Source organism: Pseudomonas sp. NY15372, assembly GCF_048068215.1.
Lineage (GTDB): Bacteria > Pseudomonadota > Gammaproteobacteria > Pseudomonadales > Pseudomonadaceae > Aquipseudomonas > Aquipseudomonas guariconensis_A.
In genome coordinates this window covers 30,840-53,482 of record NZ_JBLUPY010000020.1, presented here as the reverse complement: position 1 = coordinate 53,482, position 22,643 = coordinate 30,840, and the positions used below count along the sequence as shown (strand labels likewise).

At 63.3% G+C, this 22,643-nt stretch carries 19 protein-coding genes; all 19 read left to right on the top strand.

The window, feature by feature from the left end; translation table 11 throughout:
• Positions 1-13 precede the first annotated feature (13 nt).
• The 19 genes from rpsB (at position 14) to ACNFG0_RS15030 (ending at position 22,643) form a co-directional block, all read left to right on the top strand.
• Positions 14-751, top strand: a complete 738-nt coding sequence (gene rpsB / locus ACNFG0_RS15120; RefSeq protein ID WP_196144838.1) for a 30S ribosomal protein S2 — start codon at positions 14-16, stop codon at positions 749-751.
• Between the two features lie 185 nt (positions 752-936).
• Positions 937-1,800: a translation elongation factor Ts gene (gene tsf, locus ACNFG0_RS15115; RefSeq protein ID WP_196144839.1), complete on the top strand. Its 864-nt coding sequence runs from the start codon at positions 937-939 to the stop codon at positions 1,798-1,800.
• Between the two features lie 180 nt (positions 1,801-1,980).
• Positions 1,981-2,724: a UMP kinase gene (pyrH, locus tag ACNFG0_RS15110; protein ID WP_084854362.1), complete on the top strand. Its 744-nt coding sequence runs from the start codon at positions 1,981-1,983 to the stop codon at positions 2,722-2,724.
• Positions 2,721-3,278: a ribosome recycling factor gene (gene frr / locus ACNFG0_RS15105; RefSeq protein WP_196144840.1), complete on the top strand. Its 558-nt coding sequence runs from the start codon at positions 2,721-2,723 to the stop codon at positions 3,276-3,278. The genes pyrH and frr overlap by 4 nt, the downstream gene beginning before the upstream one ends.
• A gap of 16 nt (positions 3,279-3,294) precedes the next feature.
• On the top strand, positions 3,295-4,050 hold the full coding sequence (uppS, locus tag ACNFG0_RS15100; RefSeq protein ID WP_084854365.1) for a polyprenyl diphosphate synthase: 756 nt from the start codon (positions 3,295-3,297) through the stop codon (positions 4,048-4,050).
• Positions 4,050-4,865 carry a phosphatidate cytidylyltransferase gene (locus tag ACNFG0_RS15095; protein WP_196144842.1) on the top strand — a complete coding sequence of 272 codons (816 nt, stop codon included), beginning with the start codon at positions 4,050-4,052 and terminating at the stop codon, positions 4,863-4,865. The genes uppS and ACNFG0_RS15095 overlap by 1 nt, the downstream gene beginning before the upstream one ends.
• Positions 4,862-6,052: a 1-deoxy-D-xylulose-5-phosphate reductoisomerase gene (gene ispC, locus ACNFG0_RS15090; RefSeq protein ID WP_196156004.1), complete on the top strand. Its 1,191-nt coding sequence runs from the start codon at positions 4,862-4,864 to the stop codon at positions 6,050-6,052. The genes ACNFG0_RS15095 and ispC overlap by 4 nt, the downstream gene beginning before the upstream one ends.
• Positions 6,053-6,098: 46 nt before the next feature.
• On the top strand, positions 6,099-7,451 hold the full coding sequence (gene rseP / locus ACNFG0_RS15085; RefSeq protein ID WP_196144844.1) for an RIP metalloprotease RseP: 1,353 nt from the start codon (positions 6,099-6,101) through the stop codon (positions 7,449-7,451).
• 79 nt (positions 7,452-7,530) lie between these two features.
• Positions 7,531-9,882, top strand: a complete 2,352-nt coding sequence (bamA, locus tag ACNFG0_RS15080; RefSeq protein ID WP_196144845.1) for an outer membrane protein assembly factor BamA — start codon at positions 7,531-7,533, stop codon at positions 9,880-9,882.
• Positions 9,883-9,926: 44 nt separating this feature from the next.
• On the top strand, positions 9,927-10,430 hold the full coding sequence (locus tag ACNFG0_RS15075; RefSeq protein WP_043208855.1) for an OmpH family outer membrane protein: 504 nt from the start codon (positions 9,927-9,929) through the stop codon (positions 10,428-10,430).
• Position 10,431: 1 nt separating this feature from the next.
• The gene (lpxD, locus tag ACNFG0_RS15070) at positions 10,432-11,487 is read left to right on the top strand and encodes a UDP-3-O-(3-hydroxymyristoyl)glucosamine N-acyltransferase (protein WP_196144846.1); all 1,056 of its coding nucleotides are present in this window, start codon (positions 10,432-10,434) and stop codon (positions 11,485-11,487) included.
• Positions 11,488-11,600: 113 nt separating this feature from the next.
• Positions 11,601-12,041, top strand: coding sequence for a 3-hydroxyacyl-ACP dehydratase FabZ (fabZ, locus tag ACNFG0_RS15065; RefSeq protein WP_003252314.1), 441 nt, complete (start codon positions 11,601-11,603; stop codon positions 12,039-12,041).
• Positions 12,038-12,814: an acyl-ACP--UDP-N-acetylglucosamine O-acyltransferase gene (gene lpxA / locus ACNFG0_RS15060; RefSeq protein WP_196144847.1), complete on the top strand. Its 777-nt coding sequence runs from the start codon at positions 12,038-12,040 to the stop codon at positions 12,812-12,814. Before fabZ ends, lpxA begins: the two co-directional genes overlap by 4 nt.
• 1 nt (position 12,815) lies before the next feature.
• Positions 12,816-13,943 carry a lipid-A-disaccharide synthase gene (gene lpxB / locus ACNFG0_RS15055; RefSeq protein WP_416765446.1) on the top strand — a complete coding sequence of 376 codons (1,128 nt, stop codon included), beginning with the start codon at positions 12,816-12,818 and terminating at the stop codon, positions 13,941-13,943.
• A gap of 1 nt (position 13,944) precedes the next feature.
• Positions 13,945-14,568 carry a ribonuclease HII gene (gene rnhB / locus ACNFG0_RS15050; RefSeq protein WP_196165835.1) on the top strand — a complete coding sequence of 208 codons (624 nt, stop codon included), beginning with the start codon at positions 13,945-13,947 and terminating at the stop codon, positions 14,566-14,568.
• A 162-nt stretch (positions 14,569-14,730) separates the two neighbouring features.
• A complete protein-coding gene (dnaE, locus tag ACNFG0_RS15045) occupies positions 14,731-18,255 on the top strand; it encodes a DNA polymerase III subunit alpha (RefSeq protein ID WP_196144850.1) in 3,525 nt (1,174 codons plus the stop codon).
• A gap of 105 nt (positions 18,256-18,360) precedes the next feature.
• Positions 18,361-19,308, top strand: coding sequence for an acetyl-CoA carboxylase carboxyltransferase subunit alpha (locus tag ACNFG0_RS15040; protein WP_196144851.1), 948 nt, complete (start codon positions 18,361-18,363; stop codon positions 19,306-19,308).
• A 153-nt stretch (positions 19,309-19,461) separates the two neighbouring features.
• A complete protein-coding gene (gene tilS / locus ACNFG0_RS15035) occupies positions 19,462-20,745 on the top strand; it encodes a tRNA lysidine(34) synthetase TilS (protein ID WP_416765445.1) in 1,284 nt (427 codons plus the stop codon).
• Positions 20,746-21,014: 269 nt separating this feature from the next.
• Entirely contained in the window at positions 21,015-22,643 is a 1,629-nt protein-coding gene (locus ACNFG0_RS15030; protein ID WP_196144853.1) for a CTP synthase, read from the top strand.

Sequence of the window (22,643 nt, the reverse complement as noted above, 5' to 3'; positions counted from 1 at the left end):
TCAAGGAACTATCATGTCCCAAGTCAACATGCGCGATATGCTGAAGGCCGGTGTGCACTTCGGCCACCAGACCCGTTACTGGAACCCGAAAATGGGCAAGTTCATTTTCGGCGCGCGCAACAAGATCCACATCATCAACCTGGAAAAAACCCTGCCGATGTTCAACGACGCTCTGTCGTTCGTCGAGCGCCTGGCCCAGGGCAAGAACAAGATCCTGTTCGTCGGCACCAAGCGTTCCGCTGGCAAGATCGTCGCCGAGCAAGCAGCTCGTTGCGGTTCGCCATACGTTGACCACCGCTGGTTGGGCGGCATGCTGACCAACTACAAGACCATCCGTGCTTCGATCAAGCGTCTGCGCGACCTGGAAACCCAGGCCGAAGACGGCACCTTCGCCAAGCTGACCAAGAAAGAAGCCCTGATGCGCAGCCGCGACCTGGAAAAACTGGATCGCAGCCTGGGCGGTATCAAGGACATGGGTGGCCTGCCTGACGCACTGTTCGTCATCGACGTCGAGCACGAGCGCATCGCTATCACCGAAGCCAACAAGCTGGGCATCCCGGTCATCGGCGTTGTCGATACCAACAGCAGCCCGGAAGGCGTTGACTACGTCATCCCAGGCAACGACGACGCCATCCGCGCCATCGAGCTGTACATGACTTCGATGGCTGACGCCGTCATCCGCGGCCGCAACAACGTTGCCGGCGGCACCGAAGTCTACGCTGAAGAAGCGGCTGCACCTGCTGCCGAGTAATTGACGCCCGGCGTCTACTTGGCACGCAAAAAGGGGGCTAGGCCCCCTTTTTGCCACCTTGAAATCCTGCTGTCAGCACGTCCGCGCATCATGGGGCTGCTGAAGTGACAGCAGTGGATTTGCAGAATTGAACGCCCGTGACGAGCGGGTGGAATGGTTGAAAAACTTTCCAAGAGGATTTTGAAATGGCAGCAATTACTGCAGCGCTGGTCAAAGAACTGCGCGAGCGTACCGGCGAAGGCATGATGGACTGCAAGAAGGCCCTGGAAAAGGCCGGCGGCGACATCGAGAAAGCCATTGATGACATGCGTGCCTCCGGCGCCATCAAGGCCGCCAAGAAGGCTGGCAACGTTGCCGCCGAAGGCGCCATCGCAGTCAAGACCGACGGCAAGTCCGCTGTCCTGCTGGAAGTGAACTCGCAGACCGACTTCCTGGCCCTGCAAGACGACTTCAAGAACTTCGTTGCTGAAAGCATCGAAGAAGCCTTCGCCCAGAAGCTGACCGACGCCGCTCCGCTGATCGCTTCGCGTGAAGCCGCTCGTGAAGCCCTGGTCGCCAAGTGCGGCGAAAACGTCAACATCCGTCGCCTGGTGCGCGTTGAAGGTGACGTCGTCGGCGCCTACCTGCACGGCAACAAGATCGGCGCTGCTGTCGTCCTGAAGGGCGGCGACGTCGAGCTGGCCAAGAACATCGCCATGCACGTTGCAGCTTCGAACCCAGAGTTCCTGGATTCGTCGGAAATCTCCGCCGAGGCCATCGAGCGTGAGAAGAACGTCTTCCTGCAGCTGAACGCCGACAAGATCGCCGGCAAGCCGGAAAACATCGTTGAGAACATGATCAACGGTCGTATCACCAAGTTCAAAGCCGAAGCCTCGCTGAAAGAGCAGGCCTTCGTCATGAACCCGGAAGTCAAGGTTGGCGAACTGGCCAAGAAAGCCGGTGCTGAAATCGTTTCCTTCACCTACTTCAAGGTCGGCGAAGGCATCGAGAAGCCGGTCGACAACTTCGCTGAAGAAGTTGCCGCCCAGGTAGCTGCCGCCAAGCAGTAAGACAGCCCCGTCTGTCGCCCCAAAGAGGCTGCCCGCTCACGCGCGCAGCCTCTTTGTCAAAACGGATGCGGGTTTACCCCTCGCGCATCCGCTGGCGCTGAAGCAGCGCCACGCTACAGTTAGCAGGCTGCAAACAGCCCGCACGAATTTTCTAAAAGCACGCCCCAGGAGAAACTCGCAATGGCCCAGCAGGTGAGTGGTCGCCAACCCCGCTATAAACGCATTTTGCTCAAACTTAGCGGCGAGGCCCTGATGGGCTCGGAAGAGTTCGGGATCGACCCGAAGGTACTGGATCGCATGGCCCTGGAAGTCGGCCAGTTGGTCGGCATCGGCGTCCAAGTCGGCCTGGTGATCGGCGGCGGTAACCTGTTCCGCGGCGCCGCGCTCAGCGCAGCCGGCATGGACCGCGTCACCGGCGACCATATGGGGATGCTGGCCACCGTGATGAACGCCCTGGCCATGCGTGACGCCCTGGAGCGTTCGAACATCCCGGCCCTGGTCATGTCGGCCATTTCCATGGTTGGCGTCACCGACCATTACGATCGCCGCAAAGCTATTCGTCACCTCAACTCCGGGGATGTGGTAATTTTCTCCGCCGGCACCGGCAACCCGTTCTTCACCACCGACTCCGCAGCCTGCCTGCGCGCCATCGAAATCGATGCTGACGTCGTGCTGAAGGCGACCAAGGTAGACGGTGTGTACACTGCCGATCCATTCAAGGACCCACACGCCGAGAAGTTCGATCACCTGACCTACGACGAGGTCCTGGATCGCAAGCTCGGTGTCATGGACCTGACCGCAATTTGCCTGTGCCGCGACCACAAGATGCCATTGCGGGTATTCAACATGAACAAGCCTGGCGCCCTGCTGAACATCGTGGTGGGTGGCGCTGAAGGTACTTTGATCGAGGAAGGCCAAGCATGATCAACGACATCAAGAAAGACGCGCAGGAGCGCATGGGCAAGTCCATCGAGGCTCTGGCTCGCAACCTGGCGGCGATCCGTACCGGTCGCGCCCACCCAAGCATCCTGGACAGCGTCAAGGTCCCGGCCTGGGGTAGCGAGATGCCGCTGAACCAGGTGGCTGCGGTCACCGTCGAGGACGCCCGTACCCTGAAGATCGTCGCCCACGACAAGAACCTCAGCGCCGCCATCGAGAAGGCCATCCTGACCTCCGACCTGGGCCTGAACCCGTCCAGCGCAGGCACCACCATCCGTGTGCCGATGCCGGCCCTGACCGAGGAAACCCGCAAGGGCTACACCAAGCAGGCCAGCGGCGTCGCCGAGGATGCCAAGGTAGCCGTGCGCAACGTGCGTCGCGATGCACTGGCCGACCTCAAGAAGCTGACCAAGGACAAGGAAATCAGCGAAGACGAAGAGCGTCGTGCAGCGGACGAGATCCAGAAGCTGACCGACAAGTTCGTCGCTGAGATCGACGCTGCGTTCAAGGCCAAGGAAAAGGACCTGATGGCCGTCTGAGGCCAGGGTTTCTTTCATGGAAAAGACCAAGCCAGCGGCATCGCCTTCGGTGCCGCGTCATGTCGCGATCATCATGGATGGCAACAACCGCTGGGCCAAGCGACGCCTGCTGCCCGGCGTCGCCGGGCACAAGGCCGGCGTCGATGCGGTCCGTGCGGTGATCGAAGTCTGCGCTGAGGCTGGGGTCGAGGTGCTGACCCTGTTCGCCTTCTCCAGCGAAAACTGGCAGCGGCCGGCCGATGAGGTCGGTGCGCTGATGGAACTGTTCTTCACGGCCCTGCGCCGCGAGGCCAAGCGCCTCAACGAGAACAAGATCAGCCTGCGCATCATTGGCGACCGTTCGCGTTTCCATCCCGAGCTGCAGGCTGCCATGCGCGAAGCCGAGGCCCTGACCGCCGGCAACGACCGTTTCATCCTGCAGATCGCCGCCAACTACGGTGGCCAGTGGGACATCGCCCAGGCAGCGCAACGCCTGGCGCGTGAAGTCCAAGCCGGCCACCTGCGTCCCGAGGACATCACCCCGGGCCTGTTGCAAACCTGCCTGGCCACAGGCGACCTGCCGCTGCCCGACCTGTGCATTCGCACTGGGGGCGAGCATCGCATCAGCAACTTCCTGCTGTGGCAGCTGGCCTATGCCGAGCTGTACTTCTCCGACCTGTACTGGCCGGACTTCAAACACGAGGCCATGCGTACCGCCCTGGCCGATTTCGCTTCGCGCCAGCGCCGCTTCGGTAAGACCAGCGAGCAGGTCGAGGCTGGAGCTCGTGCTTAATGCTTAAACAACGCATCATTACCGCGCTGATCCTGTTGCCGGTCGCGCTGGGCGGCTTCTTCCTGCTCAACGGTGGGGACTTCGCCTTGTTCATCGGCCTGGTCGTCACGCTCGGCGCCTGGGAGTGGGCGCGCCTGGCCGGGCTCGTCGCCCAGCCGTTGCGCCTGGCCTATGCGGCGGTGGTCGCCGGGGCGCTGATGCTGCTTTACCTGATGCCGGACCTGGCGCCCTGGGTGCTCGGTGCTTCGGTGATCTGGTGGGGGCTGGCCACCTGGCTGGTGCTTACCTACCCGCGCAGCAGCGAGCTGTGGAACAGCGCCGCCTGTCGCCTGCTGATCGGGCTGTTGGTGCTGCTGCCGGCCTGGCAGGGCCTGGTGCTGCTCAAGCACTGGCCGCTGGGCAACTGGCTGATCCTGGCTGTCATGGTGCTGGTGTGGGCCGCCGACATCGGTGCTTACTTCTCCGGCCGGGCCTTCGGCAAGCGCAAGCTGGCGCCGCAGGTCAGCCCCGGCAAGAGCTGGGAAGGCGTCTATGGCGGCATGGCGGTGAGCCTGCTGATCACCCTGGGCGTGGGCCTGGCCCGCGACTGGAGCATCGGTGATGTGCTGCTCGGCCTGCTGGGTGCAGTGGTCGTGGTGATGTCCTCGGTGATCGGTGACCTGACCGAGAGCATGTTCAAGCGCCGCGAAGGCATCAAGGACAGCAGCAACCTGCTGCCCGGCCATGGTGGCGTGCTCGACCGTATCGACAGCCTGACCGCGGCGATCCCGATGTTCGCCGTACTGCTCTGGGCTGCCGAATGGGGTGTGATGTGAGCCAGCCGCAACGTATTACGGTGCTGGGTGCCACCGGCTCCATCGGCCTGAGTACCCTGGATGTCATCGCCCGCCACCCAGAGCGCTACCAGGTGTTTGCCCTGAGCGGCTATTCCCGTCTCGATGAGTTGCTCGCCCTGTGCGTACGGCACCGCCCGGCCTATGCCGTGGTGCCCGGCGCCGAGGCTGCCGCGCGCTTGCGTGACGGCCTGGTGGGTGCCGGTTGCACCACCGAAGTGCTGGAAGGGGAGGCCGGGCTGTGCCAGGTCGCCTCGGCGCCGGAGGTGGACGCGGTGATGGCTGCCATCGTCGGTGCCGCAGGCCTGTGTCCGACCCTGGCGGCCGTGGAGGCGGGCAAGAAGGTATTGCTCGCCAACAAGGAAGCGCTGGTGATGTCCGGCGCGCTGTTCATGGACGCCGTGCGGCGCAGTGGCGCCGTATTGCTGCCGATCGACAGCGAGCACAACGCGATCTTCCAGTGCCTGCCTACCGATCATGCCCGCGGGCTGGCCCAGGTCGGCGTGCGCCGCATCCTACTGACCGCCTCGGGCGGGCCGTTCCGTGAGACACCGGCCGCAGCGTTGGCCGATGTCACGCCGGAGCAGGCGTGTGCCCACCCCAACTGGTCCATGGGGCGCAAGATCTCGGTCGACTCGGCGAGCATGATGAACAAAGGCCTGGAGCTGATCGAAGCCTGTTGGCTGTTCGATGCAGCGCCGGCCAAGGTCGAGGTGGTGGTCCACCCGCAAAGTGTCATTCATTCGCTGGTCGACTATGTCGATGGCTCGGTGCTCGCGCAGCTGGGCAACCCCGACATGCGCACACCGATCGCCAATGCCCTGGCCTGGCCGGAGCGCATCGACTCCGGTGTCGCGCCGCTGGACCTGTTCGCCATCGCACGCCTGGACTTCCAGGCCCCCGACGAGCAGCGTTTTCCCTGCCTGCGCCTGGCGCGCCAGGCGGCCGAAGCGGGCAACAGCGCGCCGGCCGTGCTCAATGCGGCCAACGAAGTGGCCGTGGAGGCATTTCTCCAGCGGCGTATCCGCTTCCCAGAGATCGCGGGTATGATCGAACAGGTGCTCGACCAGGAACCCGTGGTACCGTTGCCTTCGCTGGAGGCAGTATTCGCCGCGGACCAGCGGGCCCGGGAGCTGTCCCGGGAGTGGTTGAGGCGTCACGGTTACTGATGTCTGGTAGTTCCAGGGATGGGCTGAACGTCATTCGGAGACAGGTATGACAGCGCTCTACATGATAGTCGGCACCCTGGTAGCCCTGGGTGTGCTGGTCACCTTCCACGAATTCGGCCACTTCTGGGTGGCTCGACGCTGTGGCGTCAAGGTGCTGCGCTTCTCCGTGGGCTTTGGCACGCCGTTGCTGCGCTGGCATGACCGCCACGGCACTGAGTTCGTGGTGGCGGCCATCCCCCTGGGTGGCTACGTCAAGATGCTCGACGAGCGCGAAGGTGAAGTGCCGCCTGCGTTGGTCGAGCAGTCTTTCAATCGCAAGCCGGTGCGCCAGCGTATCGCCATCGTCGCGGCCGGCCCCGTGGCCAACTTCCTCCTCGCCTTGTTGTTCTTCTGGGTCCTGGCCATGCTCGGCACTCAGCAGGTGCGCCCGGTGATCGGTGCGGTCGAGTCGGGTAGCCTGGCGGCTTCCGCCGGCCTGGCCGCCGGTCAGGAAGTGGTGTCCATCGATGGCGAGCCGACCAATGGCTGGTCGGCGGTCAACCTGCAGTTGGTGCGTCGTCTCGGCGAAAGCGGCACCCTCAAGGTCGGTGTGCTCGACCAGGGTGGTACGGTGGAGCGCCAGTATGAAATCACCTTGAGCCATTGGCTCAAAGGCGTGGACGAACCGGACCCGATCCAGTCCCTGGGCTTGCGCCCGTGGCGCCCGGCCATTGCGCCGGTGCTGGCCGAGATCGACCCGAAGGGGCCGGCCGCCGCTGCCGGGCTCAAGACCGGCGATCGGCTGCTGAGCCTCGATGGCGTCGCCCTGAACGATTGGCAGCAGGTGGTCGACAGTGTTCGCGCCCGCCCCGAGGCCAAGGTGCAGCTTCGCGTCGAGCGCGACGGTGCCCAGCTGGAGGTCCCGGTGACCTTGGCTCGGCGCGGTGAAGGGCAGGCCTCCGGTGGGTACCTGGGGGCAGGCGTCAAGGGCGCCGAATGGCCCGCCGACATGGTCCGCGAAGTCAGCTACGGGCCGCTGGATGCTGTTGCCCAGAGCCTGTCGAGGACCTGGAACATGAGCGTCCTGACCCTCGAATCGCTGAAGAAAATGCTGTTCGGGGAGCTCTCGGTAAAAAACTTGAGTGGACCGATAACCATTGCTAAAGTGGCGGGCGCTTCAGCCCAGTCGGGCGTGGGGGATTTCCTGAATTTCCTGGCCTACCTGAGCATAAGCCTGGGGGTTCTTAACCTGCTGCCCATCCCCGTATTGGATGGGGGGCATTTGCTGTTCTACCTGATCGAGTGGGCGCGCGGTCGTCCGCTTTCGGATCGGGTGCAAGGTTGGGGGGTCCAGATCGGTATCAGTTTGGTCATTGGGGTGATGTTGCTCGCCCTGATCAACGATCTGGGTCGACTATAAAAAGCTTCGCTCAATTGCGAACGAACCTGCCGCCTCATCGCGGCGGGTTGTTTATTGCCAGTTGGAATAAAAGGACTTCATGAAACGTCTGCTGCTAACTGCGGTCCTCTCCGCACTGATGATCGCTGAAGTTCACGCCGAGTCCTTCACCATCTCCGATATTCGTGTCAACGGCCTGCAGCGGGTTTCCGCTGGCAGCGTGTTCGGTGCCCTGCCTCTGAACGTGGGCGACCAGGCCGACGATCGGCGCCTGGTGGAGTCCACCCGTTCGCTGTTCAAGACCGGCTTCTTCCAGGACATCCAGCTGAGCCGCGACGGCAATGTCCTGATCATCAACGTGGTCGAGCGCCCGTCGGTGTCGAGCATCGAGATCGAAGGCAACAAGGCGATCAGCACCGAAGACCTGATGAAGGGCCTGAAGCAATCGGGCCTGGCCGAAGGCGAGATCTTCCAGCGCGCCACCCTCGAGGGCGTGCGTAACGAACTGCAGCGCCAGTACGTGGCTCAGGGCCGCTACTCGGCCGAGGTCGACGCCGAGGTGGTGCCGCAGCCGCGCAACCGCGTTGGCCTGAAGATCAAGATCAACGAAGGCACCGTCGCCGCGATTCAGCACATCAACATCGTCGGCAACAACGTCTTCGACGATGACGAGCTGGCCCAGCTCTTCGAGCTCAAGACCACCAACTGGCTGTCCTTCTTCAAGAACGACGACAAGTACGCCCGCGAGAAGCTCTCCGGTGACTTGGAGCGCCTGCGTTCCTACTACCTGGACCGCGGCTACATCAACATGGACATCGCCTCGACCCAGGTCTCCATCACCCCTGACAAGAAGCACGTCTACATCACCGTCAACATCAATGAAGGCGAGAAGTACACCGTCCGTGACGTGAAGCTCTCCGGCGACCTGAAAGTGCCTGAAGACCAGGTCAAGTCGCTGCTGCTGGTGCAGCCGGGCCAGGTGTTCTCGCGCAAGGTGATGACCACCACTTCCGACCTGATCACCCGTCGCCTGGGCAACGAAGGCTATACCTTCGCCAACGTCAACGGCGTGCCGCAGCCGAACGATGAAGACCACACCGTCGATATCATGTTCGTCGTCGATCCGGGCAAGCGTGCCTACGTCAACCGCATCAACTACCGCGGCAACACCAAGACCGAAGACGAAGTGCTGCGCCGCGAAATGCGCCAGATGGAAGGTGGCTGGGCTTCGACCTACCTGATCGACCAATCCAAGACCCGCCTCGAGCGTCTGGGCTTCTTCAAGGAAGTCAACGTCGAGACCCCGCCGGTGCCAGGCACCGACGACCAGGTCGACGTCAACTACAGTGTCGAAGAGCAGGCGTCCGGCTCCATCACCGCCAGCGTCGGTTTCGCCCAGAGCGCAGGCCTGATCCTCGGTGGCTCGATCAGCCAAAGCAACTTCCTGGGTACCGGTAACAAGGTGTCCGTCGGCCTGACCCGTTCGGAATACCAGACCCGCTACAACTTCGGCTTCGTCGACCCCTACTGGACCGCCGATGGCGTCAGCCTGGGCTACAACGCCTTCTACCGCAGCACCGACTACGACGATCTCGATGTCGACGTGGCGAGCTATGCGGTGGACAGCCTGGGTGCCGGTGTCAGCGTCGGCTACCCGATCAGCGAGACCTCGCGCCTGACCTTTGGCTTCAACGTCCAGCAGGACAAGATCAAGACGGGCAAATACACCGTCGACGAAATCTTCGACTTCCTGGACAGGGAAGGCGACGACAGCTTCCTGAACTTCAAGGCGTCGGCCGGCTGGTCCGAGTCCACCCTGAACAAGGGTGTGCTGGCGACCCGTGGTCACTCCCAGAGCCTGACCGCCGAAGTCACCACCCCGGGCAGCGACCTGTCGTTCTTCAAGCTCGACTACCGTGGCCAGCTGTTCAAGCCGATCAACAACGACTACACCCTGCGCCTGCATACCGAGTTGGGCTATGGTGATGGTTTCGGTTCCACCGATGGCTTGCCGTTCTACGAGAACTACTTCGCCGGTGGCTTCAACTCGGTCCGCGGCTTCAAGGACAGCAGCCTGGGCCCGCGCAGTACCCCGAGCGACGGCACCAAGCCGGGCACCATCAAGGACCCGGATCAGGATCCGCTGCCGTTCGGTGGCAACGTCCTCGTGCAGGGTGGTGTAGAACTGCTGTTCCCGCTGCCGTTCGTCAAGGACCAGCGTTCCCTGCGTACGTCCGTGTTCTGGGACGTGGGTAACGTGTTCGACACCAATTGCGGCAACAAACCTGATTGCGAGAAAGTCGGCTTCTCGGGCATGGCCAGCTCCGTCGGCCTGGGCGTCACCTGGATCACCGCGCTGGGCCCGCTGAGCTTCAGCCTGGCGATGCCGGTGAAGAAGCCGGACGACGCCGATACCCAGGTGTTCCAATTCTCTCTGGGCCAGACCTTCTAAGGTCGGCCCTCGCTCAACGACAACGGTTTATCCAGGAGTGCATCGTGCGTAAGTTGACTCAACTGGCCGTGATGGCCGCGGCGCTGGTCGCCACCCCGGCTTTCGCCGAAATGAAGGTTGCCGTGCTGAACTATCAGATGGCACTGCTCGAGTCTGACGCGGCCAAGAAGTACGCCGTCGATGCCGAGAAGAAGTTCGGCCCGCAGCTGACCAAGCTGAAGAACCTGGAAAGCAGCGCCAAAGGCATCCAGGACCGCCTGATCAAAGGCGGTGACAAGATGCAGCAGCAGGAGCGCGAGCGCCTGGAGCTCGAATTCAAGCAGAAGGCCCGTGACTTCCAGTTCCAGTCCAAGGAGCTGAACGAAGCCAAGGCCGTTGCCGACCGTGACATGCTCAAGCAACTCAAGCCCAAGCTCGACGGTGCTGTCGAGGAAGTGATCAAGAAGGGTGGCTATGACCTGGTGCTCGAGCGCGGCGCGGTAATCGATGTCAAGCCGCAGTACGACATCACCCGTCAAGTCATCGAGCGCATGAACCAAGCCCGTTGATATGACCGTGACCATGACGCTCGGCCAGCTGGCCGAGGCCCTCGGGGCGACCCTCAAGGGCCCCGAGTCGCTGCAGATCACCGGCCTGGCAACCCTTCAGGAAGCCAGCGCCGGGCAATTGAGTTTCCTGGCCAACAAGCAGTATCGCAAGTACCTGGACGATTCCAAGGCTGGCGCCGTGCTGCTCAAGGCCGAGGACGCCGAAGGCTTCGCCGGCAATGCGCTGATCGTGCCTGACCCATATCTGGCCTACGCCCGGATTTCCCACCTGTTCGACCCCAAACCCAAGGCTGTGGCGGGAATCCATCCCAGCGCCGTGGTGGCCCCGGACGCTCAGGTGGACCCCAGCGCCAGCATCGGCCCGTTCGCGGTGATCGAGAGCGGTGCGCAGGTAGCGGCCAATGTCTCCATCGGTGCCCACTGCTTCATCGGTGCCCGTTGCGTGATCGGTGAGGGCGGTTGGCTGGCACCGCGGGTGACGCTGTACCACGACGTGACCATCGGCAAGCGCGTGGTCATCCAGTCCGGCGCGGTGATCGGCGGCGAAGGTTTCGGCTTTGCCAACGAGAAGGGTGTCTGGAACAAGATCGCCCAGATCGGTGGCGTGACCATCGGCGACGACGTGGAGATCGGCGTGAACACCGCCGTGGACCGCGGCGCGTTGTCGGACACGCGCATCGGCAACGGCGTCAAGCTCGACAACCAGATCCAGATCGCCCATAACGTGCAGGTCGGTGACCACACGGCCATGGCCGCGTGCGTCGGGATTTCCGGCAGCACCCGCATCGGCAAGCACTGCATGATCGCGGGCGGTGTGGGCATGGTCGGTCATATCGATGTCTGCGACAACGTATTCGTTTCCGGCATGACCATGGTGACCCGTTCCATCACGGAACCGGGTGGCTACTCATCCGGCACGGCCATGCAGCCGCTGGCCGAATGGCGCAAGAGCGCCGCGCGTATCCGCCAGTTGGACGAGATGTCCAAGCGTCTCCAACAGCTGGAAAAACGTGTCGACACCGTGACCTCAGGTGGCCAGCTGGCATCAGAAGGCTGATACCATTCCCTGAGCAAGAGTGAACAGTCGCTAGCTGGCTCCTCTTTGGATTGCAAAAGGAGCGTGTGGTCAGCACCTGCGCTCCCTATTCTTATTACAGGCTTCCCCCCGAAATGATGGACATCAACGAGATTCGCGAATACCTGCCTCACCGTTACCCGTTCCTGCTGGTGGACCGCGTAACGGATCTGGACTTCGAGGCCCAGAGCATTCGTGCCTACAAGAATGTCAGCATCAATGAGCCGTTCTTCAACGGCCATTTCCCGGCGCATCCAATCATGCCGGGCGTGCTGATCATCGAGGCCATGGCCCAGGCGGCCGGGATTCTCGGTTTCAAGATGCTCGATGCCAAGCCAGCCGACGGCACCCTCTATTACTTCGTCGGCTCCGACAAGCTGCGCTTCCGCCAGCCTGTGTTGCCGGGTGACCAGCTGGTCTTGGAAGCCAAGTTCCTCAGCCGCAAGAGCATGATCTGGAAGTTCGAATGCCGTGCCCTGGTCGACGGCAAGCCGGTCTGCTCGGCCGAGATCACCTGCGCGGAACGCTCCCTATGAGTTCGATTGACCCTCGGGCGATCATCGACCCCTCGGCCAAGTTGGCCGACGGTGTCGAGGTGGGCCCCTGGTCGATCGTAGGGCCTGGCGTGGAGATCGGAGAGGGCACCGTCATCGGCCCTCATGTGGTGCTCAAGGGGCCGACCCGGATCGGCAAGCACAACCGCATCTACCAGTTTTCTTCCATCGGTGAAGACACCCCTGACCTCAAGTACAAGGGTGAGCCCACGCGCCTGGTGATCGGCGACCACAATGTGATTCGCGAAGGGGTCACCATCCACCGTGGCACCGTCCAGGACCGTGCGGAAACCACCCTTGGCGACCATAACCTGATCATGGCCTATGCTCATATCGGGCATGACAGCGTCATCGGCAACCATTGCATTCTGGTCAACAATACCGCGCTGGCTGGCCATGTCCATGTAGGCGACTGGGCGATCCTGTCCGGCTACACCCTGGTGCACCAGTACTGCCATATTGGCGCCCACGCTTTTTCCGGCATGGGCACGGCGATCGGCAAAGACGTACCGGCCTTCGTCACGGTATTCGGCAGCCCGGCCGAGGCACGTAGCATGAACTTCGAAGGCATGCGCCGCCGGGGATTCAGCGATGAAGTCATCCACGCTCTGCGCCGCGCCTACAAGATCGTCTATCGCCATGGCCTGACCGTGGAAGACGCGCTCAACGAGCTGGACGAGCTGGCAACGCAGTTCCCCGAGGTCGAGCTGTTCCGCCAGTCGATCCAAAGTTCCGCTCGCGGCATCACCCGCTGACATGGCCCAGCTGTGCGTGGCGTTGGTCGCCGGTGAGGCCAGCGGCGATATCCTCGGTTCCGGCCTGATGCGAGCCCTCAAGGCGCGCCACCCCGATGTGCGTTTCATCGGTGTCGGCGGCCCTTTGATGGAGGCCGAAGGCCTGGTGTCCTATTTCCCCATGGAGCGCCTCGCGGTCATGGGGCTGGTGGAAGTGCTGGGGCGCCTGCGCGAGCTGCTCAGGCGCCGAAAGGAGCTGATCCAGACACTCATCGCCGAAAAGCCGGATGTGTTCATCGGTATCGACGCTCCGGACTTCAACCTCACGATCGAACTGAAGCTGCGCCAGGCCGGGATCAAGACCGTGCACTATGTCAGCCCGTCGGTCTGGGCGTGGCGGCAGAAGCGTGTGCTGAAAATTCGCGAAGGCTGCGACCTGATGCTGACCCTGCTTCCCTTCGAGGCGAAGTTCTACGAAGAGAAGGGCGTGCCGGTGCGTTTCGTCGGCCATCCGCTGGCCGATACCATCCCGCTCGAAGCTGATCGCCAAGCCGCTCGCGTCGCCCTCGGGCTGGGCGAGGGGCCGCTGGTCGCCCTCATGCCGGGTAGCCGCGGGGGTGAGGTCGAGCGCCTGGGGGCGTTGTTCCTCGATGCCGCCCAGCGCTTGCGCGAGCGGGTGCCTGGGGTGCGTTTCGTCTCGCCGTGCGCGAATCCGTCCCGGCGCGCGCAGCTCGAGCAGATGCTGCAGGGCCGCGACCTGCCCCTGACCTTGCTCGACGGCCGCTCCCACGAGGCCCTCGCCGCGTGCGACGCGGTGCTCATCGCCTCAGGCACGGCCACCCTGGAAGCGTTGTTGTACAAGCGGCCCATGGTCGTTGCCTACCGCCTGGCACCGTTGACGTACTGGATTCTCAAACGCATGGTCAAGAGCCCGTACGTATCGCTGCCCAACCTGCTGGCCCAGCGCCTGTTGGTGCCCGAGCTGCTGCAGGACGCCGCCACCAGCGATGCCCTGGCCCAGACCCTGGCGCCGCTGCTCACCGACGGCACACAGCAGACCGACAGCTTCGACCAGATTCACCGCACCTTGCGTCGTGACGCCTCCAACCAGGCGGCTGACGCGGTGTTGGCCTTGCTAGGAGAGCGATAGCATGCAGATGGGGCTGGACTTCAATCTGGTCGAGGAACTGGTTGCCGGTGTCGACGAAGTGGGCCGTGGGCCGCTGTGTGGCGATGTCGTGACCGCGGCGGTGATCCTCGATCCGCAGCGTCCGATCCTGGGCCTGAACGACTCGAAGAAGCTCACCGAGGCCAAGCGCGAGGCGCTGTTCGACGAAATCTGCGAGAAAGCCCTGAGCTTTTTCATCGCGCGCGCCACGGTAGAAGAAATCGATAGCCTGAACATCCTGCAGGCCACCATGCTGGCCATGCAGCGTGCGGTGGAGGGTTTGAGCATCACGCCCAAGCTTGCACTGATCGACGGTAACCGTTGCCCGAAGCTCGCAGTGCCGGCTGCGCCGGTGGTGCAGGGCGATGCCCAGGTGCCGGCGATCGCCGCTGCGTCCATCCTGGCCAAGGTTACCCGTGACCGAGAGATGAGCGCGTTCGAGCTGATCTACCCGGGCTATGGCATCGGCGGGCACAAGGGCTACCCGACGCCGGCGCACCTGGAGGCCCTGGCGCGGTTGGGGCCGACGCCGATTCACCGGCGCTCGTTCGCGCCGGTACGCGCCGCGTGGGAAGCACGTGAAGGCATTACCGATTCTCTGATCTGATCCATCGGGGCCGCTTGGTCTCTGTGGGAGATCACCCAGCCCTCCCGCCCCCCCTGTAGGAGCGGGCTTGTCCCGCGATTGGGTTGCACAGCAGCCCCAAATTCCCCCTGCATTTACGCTACAATCCCGCCCTTGTCGTTTAGCACTGCTACAGGATCATCCATGTCGGTCTCCTTCGTTCACCTTCGCGTGCACTCCGAATTCTCGCTGGTCGACGGCCTGGTGCGGATCAAGCCGCTGGCCAAGGCATTGGCGGGGATGAACATGCCGGCGGTGGCGATCACCGACCAGAGCAACATGTGCTCGCTGGTGAAGTTCTACAAGACCGCCATGGGCGCCGGTATCAAGCCGATCTGTGGCGCCGACCTGTGGCTGGCAGGCAGCGACCCCGATGCACCGCTATCGCGCATCTGCTTCCTGGCGATGAACCCCAAGGGCTACCGCAACCTCACCGAACTGATCTCCCGCGGCTGGACCGACGGCCAGCGCAATGGTCTGGTGATCATCCAGCGCGAATGGATCGCCCCGGCCAGCGAAGGCCTGATCGGCTTGTCGGCGGCCAAGGAAGGGGATATCGGCATGGCCCTGCTGGCAGGCAAGGCCGAAGAGGCCGAGGCCCTGTTGCGTGACTGGATGCAGATGCTTCCGGATCGATTCTATGTCGAGGTGCAGCGCACCAATCGTGCCGGAGACGAAGAATACCTGCACGCCGCCGTGGCCCTGGCCGACAAGGTCGGTGCGCCGCTGGTGGCGACCAACGATGTGCGCTTCATCAAACAGTCCGACTTCGACGCCCATGAGACGCGCGTGTGCATCGGTGAAGGCTGGACCCTCGACGACCCTCGCCGCCCGCGCATGTACAGCGACCAGCAGTACCTCAAGAGCGCCGAGGAAATGGCCGAGCTGTTCAGCGACCTGCCGGACGCCATCGCCAACACCGTGGAAATCGCCAAACGCTGCAACATCACCGTGCAGCTGGGCAAGTACTTCCTTCCCGATTTCCCGACACCCAACGGCATGGGCATCGACGACTATCTGCGTCATGTCTCCTATGAAGGCCTGGAAGAGCGCCTGGCGGTGCTCTGGCCCAAGGAGACCACGCCCAATTATGAAGAAAAGCGCCAGGTCTACCTGGACCGCCTGAAGTTCGAACTGGACATCATCATCCAGATGGGCTTCCCCGGTTACTTCCTGATCGTGATGGACTTCATCAAGTGGGCCAAGAACAACGGCGTGCCGGTGGGCCCGGGCCGGGGTTCGGGTGCCGGTTCGCTGGTGGCCTACGTACTGAAGATCACCGACCTCGACCCGCTGGCCTACGACCTGCTGTTCGAGCGCTTCCTCAACCCTGAACGTATTTCCATGCCCGACTTCGACGTCGACTTCTGCATGGATGGCCGCGACCGGGTGATCGACTACGTGGCCGAAGCCTACGGGCGCAACGCGGTGAGCCAGATCATCACCTTCGGTACCATGGCCGCCAAGGCGGTGGTGCGTGATGTGGCGCGGGTGCAGGGCAAGTCCTATGGCCTGGCCGACCGCCTGTCGAAGATGATCCCATTCGAAGTGGGTATGACTCTGGAGAAAGCCTACGAGCAGGAAGAGATCCTGCGCGACTTCCTCAAGGGCGACGAGGACGCCCGCGAGATCTGGGACATGGCCCTCAAGCTCGAAGGTGTCACCCGCGGTACCGGCAAGCACGCCGGTGGCGTGGTGATCGCCCCGACCAAGCTCACCGACTTCTCGCCGATCGCCTGTGACGAAGAAGGCGGCGGCCTGGTGACCCAATTCGACAAGGACGACGTCGAGGCCGCGGGCCTGGTGAAGTTCGACTTCCTCGGCCTGCGTACGCTGACCATCATCAAGTGGGCGATGGAGATCATCAACCGCGAGCAGAAAAAGAAGAACCTGCCCGACGTCAACATCGACTTCATCCCGCTGGACGACCGCAAGACCTACGAGCTGTTGCAGAAGGCCGAGACCACGGCGGTGTTCCAGCTCGAATCGCGTGGCATGAAGGAGCTGATCAAGAAGCTCAAGCCCGACTGCCTGGAAGACCTGATCGCACTGGTGGCGCTGTTCCGCCCCGGCCCGCTGCAGTCGGGCATGGTGGACGACTTCATCAACCGCAAGCATGGCCGTGCGGAGCTGGCCTACCCACACCCGGACTACCAGTATGACGGCCTGAAACCGGTGTTGGCGCCGACCTACGGCATCATTCTGTACCAGGAACAGGTGATGCAGATCGCCCAGGTCATGGCCGGCTACACCCTCGGCGGCGCCGACATGCTGCGCCGGGCCATGGGCAAGAAGAAGCCCGAGGAGATGGCCAAGCAGCGCGGTGGCTTCATCGAAGGCTGCGCGAACAATGGCATCGACGCGGACCTGGCCGGCAACATCTTCGACCTGGTGGAAAAGTTCGCCGGCTACGGCTTCAACAAATCCCACTCGGCCGCCTACGGCCTGGTCTCCTACCAGACCGCCTGGCTCAAGACCCACCACCCGGCGCCGTTCATGGCTGCGGTGCTCTCGGCGGATATGCACAACACCGACAAGGTGGTCGTGCTGGTCGAGGAAGTGCGCAACATGAAGCTGCGCCTCGATGCGCCGGACGTGAACTTCTCCGACTTCAAGTTCACCGTCAACAACGATGGCCGCATCGTCTACGGCCTGGGCGCGATCAAGGGCGTCGGCGAAGGCCCAGTGGAGGCCATCGTCGAGGCGCGTGCCGAGGGTGGGCCGTTCAAGGACCTGTTCGACTTCTGCGAGCGCGTGGACTTGAAACGCATCAACAAGCGCACCCTCGACGCCCTGATCCGCAGTGGTGCCCTGGACCGCCTGGGCCCTTACTTCCATGACGAGATCAAAGCCTACCAGGCCAATATCGACCGCAACCGCGCGGTGCTGCTCTCGGCCCTGGAAGAGGCGATCAAGGCCGCCGAGCAGACGGCTCGTACCGCCGACAGCGGCCACATCGACCTGTTCGGCGGGCTGTTCGTCGAGGAGGATTCGGACGTCTATGCGAACCACCGCAAGGTGCGCGAGCTGACCCTCAAGGAGCGCCTGCGGGGCGAGAAGGACACCTTGGGCCTGTACCTGACCGGCCACCCGATCGACGAATACGAGACCGAAATCCGCCGCTTCGCCCGCCAGCGCATCGTCGACCTCAAACCGTCCCGCGATACCCAGACCGTGGCCGGGATGATCATTGCCCTGCGAGTGATGAAGAACAAGAAGGGCGACAAGATGGGCTTCGTCACCCTCGATGACCGATCCGGGCGGATCGAGGCTTCGCTGTTCGCCGATGCCTTCATGGCGGCCCAGGCCCTGCTGCAGACCGACGCGATGGTGGTGGTGGAAGGGGAGGTCAGCAACGACGACTTCTCCGGTGGCCTGCGCCTGCGGGTCAAGACCGTGATGACCATGGAGGACGCTCGGACCAAGCTGGCCGAGAGCCTACGCCTGAAAGTCGCCCATGAGGCACTCAAAGGCGACCGTCTGGCCTGGCTCGGCGAGCTGATCACCAAGCACCGCGGCGGCTGCCCGATCACCCTGGAATATACCGGCAGCGATGCCCGGGCCATGTTGCAGTTCGGCGACGAATGGTCGATCGACCCGGCCGATGGCCTGATTCAAGCGCTGCGTGACCAGTTCGGACGTGAGAACGTCTTCCTGCAATACCGCTGAACCGACGAATTTTACTCTCGACCTGAATGCGCCTGATCCCTTAAGGTAGGGCGCCAAACGGATCAACCGGCCGGCCGCCTGGCCGTAGACCCAAGACGGATGCCTATGAACCCGAATTTCCTCGACTTCGAACAGCCGATTGCCGACCTGCAAGCCAAGATCGAAGGGCTGCGCCTGGTGGGCAACGACAATTCGCTGAACATCAGCGATGAAATTGCCCGTCTGCAAGACAAGAGCAATACCCTGACCGAAAGCATCTTCGGCAACCTGACCAGCTGGCAGATCGCCCGCCTGGCCCGTCATCCGCGTCGTCCCTATACCCTGGACTACATCGACCACATCTTCACCGAGTTCGAAGAGCTGCACGGCGACCGTCATTTCGCCGACGACGCCGCGATCGTCGGTGGTACCGCGCGTCTGGACGGCAAGCCGGTCATGGTCATCGGTCACCAGAAGGGCCGTGAAGTGCGCGAGAAAGTCCGCCGCAACTTCGGCATGCCGCGTCCGGAAGGCTATCGCAAAGCTTGTCGCCTGATGGAAATGGCCGAGCGCTTCAAGATGCCGATCCTCACCTTCATCGACACCCCAGGTGCCTACCCGGGCATCGACGCCGAAGAGCGCAACCAGAGCGAAGCAATCGCCTGGAACCTGCGTGTGATGGCACGCCTGAAGACGCCGATCATCGCCACCGTCATCGGTGAGGGTGGTTCCGGCGGCGCGCTGGCCATCGGTGTGTGCGACCAGCTGAACATGCTGCAGTACTCCACTTACTCGGTGATCTCGCCGGAAGGCTGCGCCTCGATCCTGTGGAAGACCGCCGACAAGGCGGCGGACGCTGCCGAGGCCATGGGCATCACCGCAGAGCGCTTGAAGAGCTTGAATATCGTCGACAAGGTCATCAGTGAGCCCCTGGGCGGCGCCCACCGCGACCCGGCGAAGATGTCCGAAAGCATCCGCGCCGACCTGGTCGAGCAGTTGGACATGCTGGGCAAGTTCGACACCGATGCCCTGCTGGCGCGCCGTTACGAGCGCCTGATGAGCTACGGCGTCTGATAGACCCTGGGGCCGTCTTGCGGCCCTTTCGCGGCACAAGGCCGCTCCTACAGGTTTTGCGCTCCTACCGATGCTGCGATACCTGTAGGAGCGGCCTTGTGCCGCGAAAGGGGGCGAAGCATCCCCGGCCATCACCCGCCAAGTGAGGCCCTAATGATCAACCTCACCCCCTGGCTAGACGCCTCCGCCTGGCACGTCGCCTTCTCCGGTGGCCTCGATTCCACCGTCCTCCTGCACCTGCTGGCCGACTACGTCCGTGCCCATGACGCACCACCGCTGCGCGCCGTGCACATCCACCATGGCTTGCAGGCCGCCGCCGACGGCTGGCCAGCGCATTGCCAGTCAGTTTGCGATGGCCTGGGTATCGAGCTGCAGGTGATCCATGTGCAGGTCGCCCCCGGCGCCAGTCTCGAGCAGGCTGCCCGGGACGCTCGCTATGCCGCGTTCAGCCAGTTGCTCGGGCCGGGCGACGTGCTGTTCACCGGCCAGCACCGCGAGGACCAGGCCGAAACCCTGCTCTTTCGTCTGTTGCGCGGCGCCGGGCTGCGCGGCCTGGCAGCGATGCCAGCGGCACGCGCGCTGGGGCAGGGCACCTTGGCCAGGCCGTTGCTGGCGGTGGCGCGGGGGCAATTGCTGGCCCATGCCAAGGCAGCCGGGCTTGCCTGGGTCGAGGACCCTTCCAATGCCGACACCGTCTTCGCCCGCAACTACCTGCGTCGCGAGGTCTTCCCCTTGTTGGGTCAACGCTGGCCCCAGGCAGCCGGCAACCTGGCACGCAGTGCCGAGCATCTGGGCGAGGCCCTGGGCCTGCTGGACGAGTTGGCCTGCAGCGACCTGGCGCCAGCCGCACGCGGCGCGCCACTACCGTGGCTGGGCCTGGATTCCCTGGATTTGGAAAGCCTCAAGGCACTGTCACCCGCACGCCAGCGCAATGCCCTGCAATACTGGCTGAGCAGCCGTACCCGGCTGCCGGACAGCCGTCACTGGGCCGGTTGGGAGGACCTGCGCGACGCGGCCATCGATGCCCAGCCAATTTGGCACCTCGGCGACGGCGTGCTGCAGCGAAGCCATGGGCGTATCTGGTGGTTGAGCGGACAGTGGCTCGAATCGGTCGCTGGCAGGCTGGCCTGGGTGGACCCGGGTTCGCCCTTGGCGTTACCCGGCAACGGGTGTGTGTATGTGCAGGGCGGCGCCTGGCCCGCTGGGTTGCAGGTGGGCTACCGTCAAGGAGGCGAGGTCCTCGATGTGCCCGGCCGTGGCCGGCGCGACCTCAAGCGCCTGCTCAATGAGTGGCAGGTGCCGCATTTCGTGCGGCCACGCCTGCCGTTGCTGCTGCTGGGCGAGCAGGTGCTGGCGGTGGCCAATCTGCCGCTGGCAGGGCAGGGCGGCCCGCAGTTTCACTGGCAGCCACCGACGAGCGTGCAAGGTTTGAGCTGAAGGGTACATTCGGGTAGACTACCCTCCCTTCTTGATACAGCTTCTGTGGGTTCATCGAAAACACAGGAGTTGCCGATTACCAAGCAGTTTTTTGCTGGGCTGATTCTTAAAATGACGAGCGAGCTCCATGCCGGGGATACCCCTGGTTTGTACAGACGCGGCAGTTTTTCGAGATGCACTGTGATAGACGCAGGTGATCGGGGGCTTCGGCCTTCCTTCGCTTTCTCCGGCGGCGCTGGCCGCTTTAACGCAGACTTCTAGGGTTTTTCATGACGCGCTACATATTCGTCACGGGCGGTGTTGTTTCTTCATTGGGGAAAGGCATTGCCTCGGCTTCCTTGGCGGCCATCCTGGAGGCGCGGGGGCTCAAGGTCACCATGCTCAAGCTGGACCCGTACATCAACGTCGACCCCGGCACCATGAGCCCGTTCCAGCACGGTGAGGTGTTCGTCACCCACGACGGCGCCGAGACCGACCTTGACCTGGGCCACTACGAGCGGTTCATCCGCACGACCATGACCCAGAACAACAACTTCACCACCGGCCGCATCTACGAGCACGTGCTGCGCAAGGAGCGCCGTGGTGACTACCTGGGCGCGACCATCCAGGTGATCCCGCACATCACCGACGAGATCAAGCGTCGCATCATCAAGGGCGCCGGCGATGCCGATGTGGCCCTGGTGGAAATCGGCGGTACCGTCGGTGACATCGAGTCGCAGCCGTTCCTCGAGGCCATCCGTCAGCTGCGCGTCGAAGTGGGCTCCAAGCGCGCCATGCTGATGCACCTGACCCTGGTTCCGTACATCGCCACTGCGGGCGAGACCAAGACCAAGCCGACCCAGCACTCGGTCAAGGAGCTGCGCTCCATCGGCCTGCAGCCAGACGTGCTGATCTGCCGTTCCGACCACCCGGTCGACGCCTCGTCGCGCCGCAAGATCGCGCTGTTCACCAACGTCGAAGAGCGCGCGGTGATCTCCCTGGAAGACGTCGACACCATCTACAAGATCCCGGGTGTGCTGCATGCCCAGGGCCTGGACGATTTCGTCGTCGAGCGCTTCGGCCTGCAGTGCAACAGCGCCGACCTGTCCGAGTGGGACCAGGTGGTGGACGCCAAGCTCAACCCTGAGCATGAAGTCACCATCGCCATGGTCGGCAAGTACATGGAGCTGCTGGATGCATACAAGTCGCTGATCGAGGCGATGAGCCACGCTGGCATCCAGAACCGCACCAAGGTCAACCTGCGCTACATCGATTCCGAAGACATCGAGAACCAGGGCACCAGCCTGCTCGAAGGCGCCGATGCCATCCTGGTCCCGGGCGGTTTCGGCCTGCGCGGTGTGGAAGGCAAGATCACCGCGGTGCAATACGCCCGCGAGAACAAGGTCCCTTACCTGGGTATCTGCCTGGGCATGCAGGTTGCGGTGATCGAGTTCGCCCGTAACGTGATGGGCTGGAAAGACGCCAACTCCACCGAATTCGACCGCAACAGCGGCCACCCGGTCGTGGGCCTGATCACCGAGTGGGCCGATGCCACCGGTGCCGTCGAGACCCGCACCGAAGCCTCGGACCTGGGCGGCACGATGCGCCTGGGTGCGCAGGAGTGCCAGCTGATGGGCAACTCGAACGTCCACGACTGCTACGGCAAGGACGTGATCGTCGAGCGCCACCGTCACCGCTACGAAGTCAACAACACCCTGCTGCCGCAGATGGTCGAGGCTGGCCTGGTGGTGTCCGGTCGTTCAGGCGACGGCGCCCTGGTGGAAGTGGTCGAGTCCAAGGACCACCCATGGTTCGTGGCGTGCCAGTTCCACCCCGAGTTCACCTCGACCCCGCGTGACGGCCACCCGCTGTTCAGTGGCTTCGTCAAGGCGGCCCTGGCGCAGAAGAACAAGGCCTGA

Coding starts and splice junctions, on each gene's coding strand:
- bamA (WP_196144845.1), top strand. CDS start 7,531: ATGAAACGTCTGCTGCTAACTGCGGTCCTCTCCGCACTGATGATCGCT.
- tilS (WP_416765445.1), top strand. CDS start 19,462: ATGATCAACCTCACCCCCTGGCTAGACGCCTCCGCCTGGCACGTCGCC.
- lpxD (WP_196144846.1), top strand. CDS start 10,432: ATGACCGTGACCATGACGCTCGGCCAGCTGGCCGAGGCCCTCGGGGCG.
- rnhB (WP_196165835.1), top strand. CDS start 13,945: ATGCAGATGGGGCTGGACTTCAATCTGGTCGAGGAACTGGTTGCCGGT.
- dnaE (WP_196144850.1), top strand. CDS start 14,731: ATGTCGGTCTCCTTCGTTCACCTTCGCGTGCACTCCGAATTCTCGCTG.
- rpsB (WP_196144838.1), top strand. CDS start 14: ATGTCCCAAGTCAACATGCGCGATATGCTGAAGGCCGGTGTGCACTTC.
- tsf (WP_196144839.1), top strand. CDS start 937: ATGGCAGCAATTACTGCAGCGCTGGTCAAAGAACTGCGCGAGCGTACC.
- lpxB (WP_416765446.1), top strand. CDS start 12,816: ATGGCCCAGCTGTGCGTGGCGTTGGTCGCCGGTGAGGCCAGCGGCGAT.
- ACNFG0_RS15030 (WP_196144853.1), top strand. CDS start 21,015: ATGACGCGCTACATATTCGTCACGGGCGGTGTTGTTTCTTCATTGGGG.
- lpxA (WP_196144847.1), top strand. CDS start 12,038: ATGAGTTCGATTGACCCTCGGGCGATCATCGACCCCTCGGCCAAGTTG.
- frr (WP_196144840.1), top strand. CDS start 2,721: ATGATCAACGACATCAAGAAAGACGCGCAGGAGCGCATGGGCAAGTCC.
- pyrH (WP_084854362.1), top strand. CDS start 1,981: ATGGCCCAGCAGGTGAGTGGTCGCCAACCCCGCTATAAACGCATTTTG.
- uppS (WP_084854365.1), top strand. CDS start 3,295: ATGGAAAAGACCAAGCCAGCGGCATCGCCTTCGGTGCCGCGTCATGTC.
- ACNFG0_RS15040 (WP_196144851.1), top strand. CDS start 18,361: ATGAACCCGAATTTCCTCGACTTCGAACAGCCGATTGCCGACCTGCAA.
- fabZ (WP_003252314.1), top strand. CDS start 11,601: ATGATGGACATCAACGAGATTCGCGAATACCTGCCTCACCGTTACCCG.
- rseP (WP_196144844.1), top strand. CDS start 6,099: ATGACAGCGCTCTACATGATAGTCGGCACCCTGGTAGCCCTGGGTGTG.
- ACNFG0_RS15095 (WP_196144842.1), top strand. CDS start 4,050: ATGCTTAAACAACGCATCATTACCGCGCTGATCCTGTTGCCGGTCGCG.